Annotated in this window: 10 protein-coding genes; all 10 read left to right on the top strand. The window is 33.1% G+C overall.

Going from position 1 to position 12,610, the window contains the following annotated elements; translation table 11 throughout:
- Positions 1 to 759 precede the first annotated feature (759 nt).
- The 10 genes from ACREVU_RS13020 (at position 760) to ACREVU_RS12975 (ending at position 12,588) form a co-directional block, all read left to right on the top strand.
- A complete protein-coding gene (locus tag ACREVU_RS13020; RefSeq protein WP_431552029.1) occupies positions 760 to 3,840 on the top strand; it encodes a cell wall-binding repeat-containing protein in 3,081 nt (1,026 codons plus the stop codon).
- 204 nt (positions 3,841 to 4,044) lie between these two features.
- Positions 4,045 to 4,662 carry an SLAP domain-containing protein gene (locus tag ACREVU_RS13015; protein WP_431552028.1) on the top strand — a complete coding sequence of 206 codons (618 nt, stop codon included), beginning with the start codon at positions 4,045 to 4,047 and terminating at the stop codon, positions 4,660 to 4,662.
- A gap of 65 nt (positions 4,663 to 4,727) precedes the next feature.
- Entirely contained in the window at positions 4,728 to 5,195 is a 468-nt protein-coding gene (locus tag ACREVU_RS13010; protein ID WP_431552027.1) for a hypothetical protein, read from the top strand.
- A 197-nt stretch (positions 5,196 to 5,392) separates the two neighbouring features.
- Entirely contained in the window at positions 5,393 to 5,956 is a 564-nt protein-coding gene (locus ACREVU_RS13005; RefSeq protein ID WP_431552062.1) for a Uma2 family endonuclease, read from the top strand.
- 197 nt (positions 5,957 to 6,153) lie between these two features.
- Positions 6,154 to 6,711, top strand: coding sequence for a sigma 54-interacting transcriptional regulator (locus ACREVU_RS13000; RefSeq protein ID WP_431552061.1), 558 nt, complete (start codon positions 6,154 to 6,156; stop codon positions 6,709 to 6,711).
- A gap of 75 nt (positions 6,712 to 6,786) precedes the next feature.
- Positions 6,787 to 8,613, top strand: a complete 1,827-nt coding sequence (locus ACREVU_RS12995; protein WP_431552026.1) for an efflux RND transporter periplasmic adaptor subunit — start codon at positions 6,787 to 6,789, stop codon at positions 8,611 to 8,613.
- Complete coding sequence (locus tag ACREVU_RS12990; protein ID WP_431552025.1) at positions 8,613 to 9,293, top strand: ABC transporter ATP-binding protein; 681 nt, start codon at positions 8,613 to 8,615, stop codon at positions 9,291 to 9,293. Before ACREVU_RS12995 ends, ACREVU_RS12990 begins: the two co-directional genes overlap by 1 nt.
- Entirely contained in the window at positions 9,290 to 10,468 is a 1,179-nt protein-coding gene (locus tag ACREVU_RS12985) for an ABC transporter permease (RefSeq protein ID WP_431552024.1), read from the top strand. Before ACREVU_RS12990 ends, ACREVU_RS12985 begins: the two co-directional genes overlap by 4 nt.
- Before the next feature lie 24 nt (positions 10,469 to 10,492).
- Positions 10,493 to 11,971, top strand: coding sequence for an S-layer homology domain-containing protein (locus tag ACREVU_RS12980; RefSeq protein ID WP_431552023.1), 1,479 nt, complete (start codon positions 10,493 to 10,495; stop codon positions 11,969 to 11,971).
- A 176-nt stretch (positions 11,972 to 12,147) separates the two neighbouring features.
- On the top strand, positions 12,148 to 12,588 hold the full coding sequence (locus ACREVU_RS12975) for a MarR family winged helix-turn-helix transcriptional regulator (protein ID WP_431552022.1): 441 nt from the start codon (positions 12,148 to 12,150) through the stop codon (positions 12,586 to 12,588).
- Positions 12,589 to 12,610: the final 22 nt, after the last annotated feature.

The raw sequence follows: 12,610 nt of genomic DNA, 5'->3' as shown, positions 1-12,610 counted from the left end.
TAATCAAAATGTATTTAGGATTAAATAACTTCTGTACAACATTTTATTAATTAAGTTCAGTAAAATATTGATAGTGGAGTTAAGAAAAATATTGATTTTTCATATAAACTAAAAATTATTAGCAGTTTGGTGTTTAACACAATTACGACAATAATCGGGGTCGTATTAAAAGAATTCTGATATATATTTAGTTTGATGAGGGTAATTTTGAATAATACATAATTTTCCTAGATAAATGGTTCGATTTCCCTCTTGTAATTCGACATATATAAAGTATAATACAATTAGATTGTTAATTATATATAAATGTATTTTCGGGAATATTCTGTAGTATTAGCATAGTGTAGGATGAAAATCCAAAAAAGCTTTAAGACAACACAAGATACTAATGTGTTTTTTTCATTGAAATAAATGAGACAAGCTTTATCATTATATAGCACGCATTGAAAATATTATTTGGTTGTATTGGAAAAATAGTTGTAATTTTAAAAAAATATTGGTATATAATAGAATTATACATGAAAAATGTAGAAATTTGATATAAAAATGCCAATTATTTAAAGACGGCTATATAAATATAGAAGATATAACTAAAGAATAGAATTAAAGGCGGTGATGCCAAGGTCCAAAATATACAATTAACATGCTTGATTTTTCATTAAGTTGCATTTATTTCTATGTGTAATCGGTGAAAATTAAATAAATTACGAATACAAGTGTATTATTGCACTGTAAAAATACGAGGGGGAAATAATAATTATGTTTAAGAAAACAAAAAATTCATTAGCAATATCACTATCAGTAGCAATGCTTGCTACATTGGTAACAATCCCAAGGGTGGCTTCAGCTGCTACAGCTACACAATTATCAGGAAAAGACAGATACCAAACTGCCATAAAGATCGTAGAGGCTGGTTGGACATCTTCAGAAAATGCAGTTATCACTACAGGAGAGGTTATGGCAGATGCTCTTGCAGCAGCACCTCTAGCATATGCAAAGGGACAAGCACCTATCTTATTAACAAAAACAAATGAAATTCCAGAAGGAGTTATGACAGAACTTAAGACTTTAGGAGTTAAAAATGTTTACATCGTTGGAGGAGTTGGAGCTGTTTCAAAAGCTGTAGCAGATAAACTCGCTGAGGCTGGCTTAACTATACAACGTATAGAAGGAAAAGATAGATTTGCAACTTCACTTGCAGTAGCAAAGGTAGCATTCGGAACAAATCCAGCAGAGGTAGTTATTGCAAATGGTATATCTTATGCAGATGCTCTTTCAGTTTCATCAATAGCAGCTAGAAAAGGAATGCCAATATTACTTGTTAATAATAGCGCGTTATCAGCAGAACAAACAAGTTACATAGCAGGTAAAAATGTTTATGCAGTTGGAGGAATAGGAGTTCTAAATGCAGCAGTTGTTACTAAAACAAATGCGCAAAGATTATCAGGAGCAGATAGATATGAAACAAATGCAGCAATACTAGCTAAATTCAAACAAGACTATAGCAATGTTTATATTGCAAAAGGTACACCTGCTAACTTGGTAGATGCACTTGCAGGTTCCGTTCTTGCAGCTAAAGGAAACAATCCTGTAGTTTTGGTTGAAGGAGATAAAATCAATACAAAATTAGCAGCTGTTGTATCAGATAACATAGCAAGTGACAGTAAAGTAGTTAGACTTGGTGGAACAGTTACATTGGCAGCAGCAGATGCTATTGAAGCATTGAAGCTACAAGCATCAGCAGTTACTTCAGTAGCTGATATTACTGAGACAAAAACTGTAGGTGATGCTTATGTATTACCAACAACAGTAAAAGCAACACTATCTGATAAAACAACTAAAGATTTAGCTATAACTTGGGACAAGGTAGCAAGTACAAAAGTAGGTGGAACATATACATTCACTGGTACATTAACAATGGTTGATGGAATAGTAAATACTGGTAATGTAAGTGTAACAGCTACATTAACTGTAAATGAAGCAAATTTAGCTGTTCAGTCTGTTAATGCTATTAATGCTAAAACTATAGAAATTGCTTTTAATAATGCAGTTGATACTAAAACTCTAATGAATGCTAGCAAAGATGTAATTAAGGTTAGTGCTGGAACTGGCGCAGTTAATGCTGGAACAATTACTCAAAAATTGAGTACAGACGGAAAAACACTTACACTTACAGCATCTAATTACTTCAAAGGAAACTATACAGTTGCTGTTCCTTTTGAAACAGTAAAAGGAATAGATGGACAATATCTTGAGCCTATCAACAAAGCTATAACTGTTAACGACATAGCAGCTCCTGTTCTTTCTTCAGTTACTGCTACTGTAAAAGCTACAACAGAGAATATAAAGTTGATTACAATGACTTTTAATGAGGATATTAATACAATAGATAACGTTAAAATCAATGGTGTTAATTATGTTCCAACTAAAGCTGGAAATGTAGCAACAATTGCTGTAGATCTTGATGCAACTAAAGCATATGATGTAACAGTTGTTAATGCTACGGACGTAACTTCAAACTTAAAAGATATTCAAACAGCTACACTTAAGTTAACTGTTGATAACAATGCACCATCAATTACTAGTGTAGTAGCTACTGGCGAAAATACACTTAAGGTAACTGTAGACGAGGCTCTTGCTTCTCCTCTTGTTGTTACAGGTAAAGTTGGATCATATACTACAAATGTTGTTTCATCAGCAGTTGTAAACCCTGATAATAATAAAGAATATGTAGTTACTTTAAATAAAAATTATTTATTTAAAAATGGTAACACTGATATAGTTACATTGACTGTAGCTGAAAAGGCTCTTAAAGATAGTCTTGGTAACACAAATGTTGCTGCCATTACTAAGACTGCTGTTGTTACAAAAGATGCTGTTGCACCAAATGTAGCAAAAGTTGAAAATACTGTAGTATCTGATAAAGTTACTGGATTTGTAGTAACTTATAATAAAGCAGTACAATTAAAAGATATTTCAAAAGTTTCAGTAGTAAACTCTAAGGGAGAAATTTTAGCATTTAATAGTTTAGCTAAAACTCCTACTCTTTCTGAAGACGGACTGAAAGTTACATTTACATTTGTTAATGCTATTGCTGTTGATAAATATGGTTTTGATTTTGCAGAGGGGTTTGTTTCCGATAAATCTCTTACAGAAAATAAATCAGCGCAGTATGCATTTACTGTTGATGTAACTGATGCGGCTAAACCAGTTGTAACTGCATTTACTATTGCTGATGCAAAGATAGATAGCAATGTTATTACAGTTGATTTTGGAGCAAAAGTTAAGGCAACAGGTACTGGTTCTGCTCTTAATCCAGCTTCTTATCAAATTAACGGTACAGTACTTCCAGCTAATACTGTAATTGCTTTTAACAAAAGTATTGGTGATGCTAAATATCAAACTGGAGTAGATATTACTCTTCCAGCTGATTTTGTTAAGGCTAATGAGGCAAAAGCTATTTTCCGTGTAACAGGAGTTCAAACTTTGGATAACAAAGTAAGCAACGCATATATTGCATTATTGGATATTAAAGATAACACTGCTCCTGTAGCACAATCTTTTGTTGCAACAACACTTGATACTATTACTGTAACTTATTCAGAAGCACTTCAAGCACTTGTTGGCAAGAATGTTGCTATGGATGAAATAAACTTATTTGATGCGAGTGGTGCTCCAATTGCATTTACTGCTTCAACAGTAAATGCTGCTGGTAAACTTGTGTTAACTGTAGCTGATTCTTCAGTAGTAACTAAATTAACTACTGTAACAGCTACAACTGCAAATCTTAAAGATGCTGCTGACAATATCCAAAAAGTTGGTTTGACAGTTATCAAATAATTATTTGAGAGAGTTAACCTCAAATTCTAACAAAAGAGTCTTTCGCCTTTATGGCGAAGGGCTCTTTTGCAATTGAGGAATCAGATGAACATGAAATATATATGGTTTAAAATATAACAATAAATTGGGGGTTTATGATATAATAAATTTGAATAGAAGGTTATTTTAAACTTAAAACTGTTATTCGAGAGAGGAAAGTACAATATGAGTAATATTAATAAACAAAAGATTGGAACTGACACTATTGTTGTAAAGGATAAATTAAATGGCTTAGTCACTATTACTACTGAGGATCTATCTAAGAGAGATTTAACTAATAGTTTTATTTATAAGATTTGTCCAGATGGTAAAATACTAAATATCGCTGAAGACAATAGTATAGATGAAAAATTAAAAGAAGCTTCAGTAAAGAATCCTAGAGAAATTCTTATTGAGAAATTGATAAAGGGTAGGTTCCAGCAAATTCCAGAGGATTTAACTGAATTGGAGCTTGGTAGAATATTAGAATTTTCTGAAAAGGAAATTGTTGAAATTAAAGGATTCTCAAGGATGTTTCCGTTTAGTGTTGAAACAACTAATAGCGGTGATTTAAAAGTAATGCTATTAATGTATAATGGAAATAAGAGTGAAATGGCTGTAGATAAGTTCCCTTTTAAATTAAAAGATGCTAAGAATAAAGTTCTAACAGCCGGTCTTATTGACATAAACAAAACGATAAGTCCTTATAAAATAGTAATATGTGAAGTTCAAATAGAAAAAGAACTTCTTAGTGAACAGCCATGGGATTTAACAACTTGGACTGTTACTTTTGAAATGGAATAATGGTTAGCTGACCCCCGGGAGAGAACGGAAGACCGTTGCCATCCGGGGGTCTTGTGGAGGTATTTATGCTGAAATGGATTTTAAATAAAGGGCTTAGATTCCAAATAATTTTAGTATTATGTTTGGCATTAAGTGTACCGGTAGCAGCTTTGATATGGAATATAGCAGTTCCATCAAATATGAGTCAAGCCGTTAGGGCAATGCAGAAAGATAAATCGAGAAATCTCTTAGAATATGTAGATGAGACTATTGATAAAAAACAGATCTCAAATTTTAATAATATAGGTAATGCAGAGAGTCTTATTTCTTCAAGTCTTGAACCTCTTTCAAGGACAGTACGTGATACAAGAATAGGTATATATGTATCCTCTAATAAAAAACGTTATACCTATGGAAAGATGGTGGATAATAGACCTCATAGAAAAACTCAAGAAATAAATTATGCTGATATTGAAAGTGGCATTGATGAAAGTTTAAAAGCAGTTATAGCAACAAAAACTGATAGGGTAGATTACATAGAAATGAATAATTGAATCACATTGAGGAAATATTGAAGTCAGTAGCAAAATAGGTGAGGGGTCTAAGTTTATTGTAAGGTTGCCCTGCTGCGAACAGCTATAAAGTTAGCCTGGAGCTATTTAAATCTTTTAAAATGGTGTAAATATTCATTAAATTTGATATAATACTATTATTAGGGTTGGTTTAGATTAAAGAGAGAGGAATGATTTTGATGTTGCCAGAAATGAAATATATAACCTATGATGAATTTGTAAATATAGATAAGAATACTGATGAATTATTAGAATATATTGATGGAATAGTATATAATCAAGAATCACCATCCAAAACACATCAAATAGTAGCACTTAACATAGCTACTGAATTTAATATTTTCTTTAAGAATAAATCATGTAAGCCTTTTGTCGCTCCATTCGATATTATATTAAAAAATGAAAAAGAAGAATATCCTAAAAAGGTTATTCCAGATATAAGTATCATTTGTGATAAAACAGGTCTCAACGATGGAAACTATACCGGTGTTCCTACCTTAATTGTAGAAATATTAAGTCCGTCAAATGAGTCTCATGATTTAGTCACAAAGATGAATTTATACCAACACTTTGGAGTAAATGAATATTGGATAGTAAATCCTAAAATTAAGACAGTATCATTATATAAGATTAATGATAAGGGTTTCTATGAACAATTTGGAGTTTATAAAAATGGTGAAGAATTTGAATCAGCTATATTCAAAGAACTTAAAATAAATTTGAAAGAAATTTTTGAACTTTAGAAAATTTCTTACACCAATACATGTCGAAAAAGAGCAAAAACGAAAGATGCCATAGTGGGAAAGTAGCAAGAGCATAAATAATCATATAAAATGTATGAAAACAGACAAATATTGTTTGCTTTCATACATTTTTTTATCGTATAATTAGCATTATTAAGCAAATGTGTTAATTAATGAGTATATTTTTAAAAACATAAATTGTTATTAGCCCAATAGCACAAACTACGGCCACAGTGATCATCACAGGAGAAAATGGAACTGGAAAGGAACTAATGGCAAGAAAAATACATCAATTAAGTGAAAGGTCAATGGAACCTTTTATAATATTTAATTGTGGGACGTTAACAGAAAAGTTAGCCGAAGATGAGGTTTTTGGCCATGAAAAGGGTGCTTTTGGCAGTAACGATGAAAGAGTGCTTGGTAAATTGGAACTGGCAAGTAGAGGCACAATATTTCTTGATGATGTAGGAGAAATGAGCCCCAATATGCAGGTTAAGTTTTTAAGAGTACTTGAAGATAAGGAAATTCAACGGGCTTCTAGTAGAAGTAGGGGGGATTTAAAAATTGATGTGAGAGTTATAGCATCCACAAATAAAAATTTAACAGAGGCTATTTTAAGTGGAACGTTTAGAGAGGATTTTTATTACAAATTAAATGTTGTGCCCATTGAAATTCCATCTCTCAGGGATAGAAAAGAAGATATAGTGGATCTTTTAAATTTACGGAGCTCCTTGGTATTACAAGATCAGCATTGATTTATAGGATGCAAAAGCACCACATAAATTAATAAATATATAACTATAATGAACACGAATGGAAGGTGAAAAGTATTGAAATCAAATTTAAAGGAAAAGTTTAAAGAGGTTAAGTTTAAGCAGCTGCTTACAAAATCAAATGTTAAAAAGGCGATTATTGCTGTAGTTGTTGTGGTTGCTTTGGTTGCAGGGTTCAAAAGTAGTTTTATACAGAATAAATTCTTTGCAAAAAAGGACGCAATAAAGCAAAATACCGCTATTGCAGAAAAAGGAAACCTAAAGGTTGTAGTATCAGGTTCAGGTCCTATATATTTTACAAATTCTAGTGTGATTTATTCTAAAATTGGTGCTACAGTTACAAAGGTTAATTATAAGGAAGGAGATAGTGTAAAAGCTGGGGATATAATATATGAACTCGACGATACTGATGCACAGACTTCGCTGAACTCAGACTCAAATAGTTTTAAGCAAAATCAAATTTCAGCGGGTACAAGTAATGATGCAGTAAAGGATCTATCAATTACAGCACCTTTTACAGGCCTTGTTAGCGATATTCTAGTAAAACAGGGAGATACAGTTGCAAAGGGAGGTACAGTTTTTACCATAGCAGATACTACAAAGCTTAAGGTATTGTTAACCTATAATGCATCATCTGCTGGTAAAATTGCAAAAGGACAAACTGCTGTGGTACAATTAACCTCACTTATGCAGTCTGTAAGCGGAACTGTAACCTATATAAGTAATCAGACAACTGCAACTAGTGCAGGTGGAAAGTTATATACTGTGGAAATTCAAATTAATAATCCAGGAGCTATAATTGAGGGAATGAGTGCAAGTGCAGATATTGCAGCTACTGGTGGGGTAATATCAAGTACTGGCACCGCAGAACTTAATTATATAAAAAAACAGCTAGTTACTACTTCAACAGGTGGAACAGTTCAAAGTATTTCAATTAAAGAAAATCAAAAGGTTAGTTCAGGTCAAGCACTTATAAAAATGAGTAGTGATGAGATTATAAGAGCTAAAGAAAGTTCAGACTTACAACTGGAAAGTGCTCAGTCAGAGATGGCCTTAAAAACGAAACAACTTGATTATTATAAAATAATAGCTCCTATCGATGGAGTAATAACAAAAATGACTAATAAAGTGGGCGATACTATAAAGGCTGGAGACGAACTTTCAGATGTTTCAGAGCCAACTCAAATGGAGTTTGATATACCTGTAGATGAACTGGATATAGCAAAACTTAAAGTTGGACAGGAAACAAGTATCACCGTAGATGCATTACCAGCAACTACAGAAACTCCAGTTAAAGGAGTGGTAGCAAAAATTGCAGTAACTGGAACGTCAGAAAGTGGAGTAACAACTTTTGTAGTAACGGTTAAAATTAATGATAATTTAGATAAGCTTAAGGGCGGAATGAACGCAAATGGTGAAATAGTAGTATCTAATAAAGAAGATGTTTTGAATATACCTATAGAAGCTATAACTAAAACTGATGGAAAAAGCTTTGTCTACGTTAGTAAAGCTGGTTCTGGATCTTTAGCAGGCGAAAATGGTTCAATGGGTGGACAAACGGGGCAGACAGGAACTGCTACAACTGGTACGGGTAAAGGGAATAGTAAAAGAAATTCTACAGTGAACACTGGACAAGTCTCCGTAAATAAAATTGCTAGGACTTCGGCGAAAACAGGCAGTACTGCAAGTGGAAATCAAGGTTATTATGATGGCTGCATGCAAACTCAGGTCAAAGTTGGATCAAATAATGATACCTCAATTGAAATTACTAGCGGTTTAAAAGAAGGGGATGTCATTGTTTTACCACAAACTAAGGCAGCATCTACAACTACTAAATCAAGTGGAATGGGTGGTGGTTCTAGAGCACCTGGAGGTGGATTCTAATGATTAAAATAACTAATTTGTACAAGATTTATACAATGGGTCAAAATAAAGTAGCTGCATTAAATGGCATAGACTTGCATATAAATTTACATGAATTTGTTGCCATAGTTGGTCCATCCGGCTCAGGTAAATCTACACTTATGAATATGCTTGGCTGCTTAGATGTTCCTACTTCTGGTAGTTATAAGTTAGATGGACAAGAAGTAAGTAGGTTAAAGGACGATAGATTAGCAGAAATAAGAAATTTTAAAATAGGATTTATATTTCAAAAATTCAATTTGCTTCAAAAATTATCAGCAATAGAAAATGTTGAGCTTCCACTAATTTACCAAGGTGTGCACAATAGGGAAGCTAAACAAAGAGCAATTGAGGCACTAACTACGGTTGGTCTTAAAGATAGGATGTATCATAGACCTAGTGAATTATCAGGAGGTCAGCAGCAAAGAGTAGCTATCGCTAGAGCCTTAGTTACAAAACCTCCAGTACTCCTTGCTGACGAGCCTACTGGAGCCCTAGATAGCAAAACTGGAATTGAAGTAATGAACATGCTTAAAGAGCTTAATTCTAATGGAAATACAATAGTCTTAATAACTCATGATAATGATCTTGCCAGCCAGGCAAAACGTATAATAAGAATTTCAGATGGAGAGATTACTGAGGATATGGAGGTGGCACAGTGAAGTTTTTTCAAGCTTATAAAATGGCTATAAAGAGTATAGTCTCTAATAAGGTTAGATCCTTCCTTACAATGCTTGGAGTTATTATTGGTGTAGGATCAGTAATTATTGCGGTAGGTGTTGCGCAAGGAAGTACCGCGAGTATAACAAGTTCACTATCTGGCCTTGGTTCAAATTTAATAAATATTAACATAACGGGTAGAGGTAGTAACAGAAATGTTACCTATGATGAGTTAAAAAAGTTTCAGAGTGAAAATAGTACAATAATTTCTAATATTGCCCCACAAGCTTCAAGTAGTGGTATAGTAAAGTCAGGAAGTTTAAGTCGTGATACTACCATACTCGGTACAAGCCCTGATTATTCAGCTATTAATAGTACTACAGTACAAGAGGGTAGATTTTTAATTCAAATGGATATTGATTATAATCAAAAGATAGTAGTTATAGGAACCGCTGTTGCTAATGATATTTTTAAAGGCACAAGTCCTATAGGAAAGACTATGAAGATAATTGGGCAACAGTTTAAGGTTGTTGGAGTGCTTACACAAACCGCAGATGGAGTTGATTCTTCTACTGATGATAGAGTTATCATACCAATAAGTGTTGCAACAAAACTCAATAAGTCTGCAATAATAAAAAATTTTTCGGCGGAGGCAGTAAGTGCTGATACTGTAGATCAATCTGTGGTAATTTTAACTGCATTTTTGACTAAGATTTATAAAAGCACTGATGCCTTTAGAGTTACAAATATGGCGGCGGTATTATCTACACTTAATTCAATTACATCGACCCTTACGGTAGTGCTTGCAGGTATAGCCAGCATATCTCTTGTGGTAGGTGGAATAGGAATAATGAATATTATGCTAGTTTCAGTAACTGAGAGGACAAGAGAAATAGGAGTTAGAAAAGCTATTGGTGCTAAGAAAAGGAATATATTAACCCAGTTTTTAATTGAAGCTCTGGTGGTAACTGGCCTAGGTGGAATTATGGGAGTGATTATTGGTGTTTGTACCATACATTTTGTTATAGGAGGTCTTGGAATAGTCCCAGAGGTATATTCAATTCCATGGATTTTACTTTCTTTTGGCATCTCACTTTTAATAGGGGTGGTTTTTGGAATGTATCCAGCCAACAAAGCAGCAAATTTAAATCCAATAGATGCGTTAGCATATGAATAAATTAGTAAAAAGGATGGTGCAAAAATGAATATAAAAAAAGCAAGTTTAAGTTTAATGTTAACAGGTGTAATGATATTTTCTACCGTAGGCTCCTCACTAGTTTTTGCAATTTCAAACCCTCTAAGCTACTCAGGTTCAATGGAGAAAATGCAACAATTAAAGGTTATAGATAAGGCTACAAAGGGTGAGAATGGACTGGTAACTAGAGGCCAATTAGTAAAAGCCATAGCAATAGCTGATGGATTGTCTTCCACCGCATTAAACTTAAATGGTACAACAATTTTCCCGGATATAAAAGCTAATAGTGATCTTAGCGGATATGTTAAAGGAGTGGTAGGTGTAGGTTTAATGTTTGGAACACCAGATGGATCTTTTCATCCTGAGCAGTATGTAACAATGGCAGAGATGGATACAATTATGGTGAGGATGCTTGGATATACAGATGCAGACCCGGAGCTTTCAAAATTGTCATGGCCTAACAATTATATTCAGCAGGCTTATAAATTAGGATTAACTACTGATATAGCTTATAAAAAAAGCGATAAGTTAACTTATAAAGTATCAGCAGTTATGTTTGATAGGCTTTTCAGTACATTGGTTAAAGACTCTCAAACCGAATATTTTTCTGATAAATATTTTGAGGATGAATATTTAAATACTGACATTACAGGCAGCTTAAAAGAAGTAACAGTGGTGGGAAATTCAAAAACCTCCGATGATCTTTTAGACAACGAAGTTTATCTTGCAGGTCAAGGATTAACTAGTTTAACAAAATATACAGTTAATAGTAATGCTGGGGACGTTGAACTTGGAGTAAAATATAAGCTTTATATTGATGGAGCTAATATTACTAAAGTAAGTGTAAAAGAAAATTCTACAGAAAACTATGCTGTAACAGGCATAACAAGTTCATTAATAGCTTACACGGATGACAAGGATTTAGCTCAAACTATGACACTACCAAAAGCTTCATTATATTACTATCATGGAGTATATGTAGATTATGAAGTTGCAGTTAAAGCTATTAGGGCTTATTCTTCAATTATTCTAACAAAGAAGAGTGACAATTCAGGCTATGATTATGGTATCATTGTTGATGCTAATTTTGGTGCACCACAAGTCTATAAAAATGACAATGCTAAACTTCTAGATCAGCTTAAGAATACAAAGTATTCGTATATTTATAGAGGTGCAAATATTCAGGAATCTCAATTGAATGCTTATGATGTGGTTTATTTTGTATCAGATATTTGGAATAAAAACACATTTGTTTATGTAAATGATAAGGTTGTTATTGGTACAATTAAAGCATTTACACCAGATATGCTTAATCCAACTGGACTCACAATTAATGGTATAAATTATACATTTAGTAAATATTTCAATAAGGCTAGACTTAATAATTATGATGGCGCTATTGGAAGTTTCTTAACTAATGTTAATGTTGATGATTTTAAAACTTTGCTTTTGGGTGTTGATGGGAAGATAGTAGATATTTACTAGGTGTGGTGAGGACTGCAAATACCTGTAAAAAGAAGGAGGATTGCTCTAAAGGGCAATCCTCCTTCTTTTTAAATTTGCCTTGACATAAAATATTTAATGTTTTATAATATGATTCGTAAGCTAAATATACCTACGCGAAATATTTGGAAGCGAAATATATTTAAGGTGGTGATTTTGTGGAAACATTAAATGATAGTATAGAAGTAGCAAAGTTGTTCCAAGAGGTTATGCTACTCTTTAAACATAATATGAGTAAAGTGCTTAACGACTCGAGTATGTCTGCGCCTCAAGGTATGGTTATGCAGCTTTTGAGTAAAGAAAAGAAGCTGAAGATAACAGAACTCAGTAATCATCTTTGTTTATCAAATAGTACGGTCTCTGGTATTATCGATAGGCTCGAGAAGCAAGACCTGGTGGTAAGAGAAAGAAGCATCGATGATAAGAGAGTAGTTTATGTAAGTATAACCAAAAGTTTTGAAGATATACATGAAAGCTTTCATAAGGAAATTGGAAAAAGTATAGAGAAAATAATGAGCCAAGGTAGCAGTGAGGAACTTAATAAGATTCTCGAAGGCTTAGATATACTTAGGAAGCTTTTAAGAGAACAACAAAAATAAAGCAATAACAATGAGTGGAGAT

It is taken from the genome of Clostridium sp. (assembly GCF_050717535.1).
In the GTDB taxonomy this organism is placed as follows: domain Bacteria; phylum Bacillota; class Clostridia; order Clostridiales; family Clostridiaceae; genus Clostridium_AD.
This window is presented reverse-complemented; position numbering and strand designations above follow the sequence as displayed.

Bases quoted from the DNA above. Each gene is read 5' to 3' on its own strand.
- ACREVU_RS13020 (WP_431552029.1), top strand. From the start codon at position 760: ATGTTTAAGAAAACAAAAAATTCATTAGCAATATCACTATCAGTAGCA.
- ACREVU_RS13015 (WP_431552028.1), top strand. From the start codon at position 4,045: ATGAGTAATATTAATAAACAAAAGATTGGAACTGACACTATTGTTGTA.
- ACREVU_RS13010 (WP_431552027.1), top strand. From the start codon at position 4,728: ATGCTGAAATGGATTTTAAATAAAGGGCTTAGATTCCAAATAATTTTA.
- ACREVU_RS13005 (WP_431552062.1), top strand. From the start codon at position 5,393: ATGTTGCCAGAAATGAAATATATAACCTATGATGAATTTGTAAATATA.
- ACREVU_RS12990 (WP_431552025.1), top strand. From the start codon at position 8,613: ATGATTAAAATAACTAATTTGTACAAGATTTATACAATGGGTCAAAAT.
- ACREVU_RS12980 (WP_431552023.1), top strand. From the start codon at position 10,493: ATGAATATAAAAAAAGCAAGTTTAAGTTTAATGTTAACAGGTGTAATG.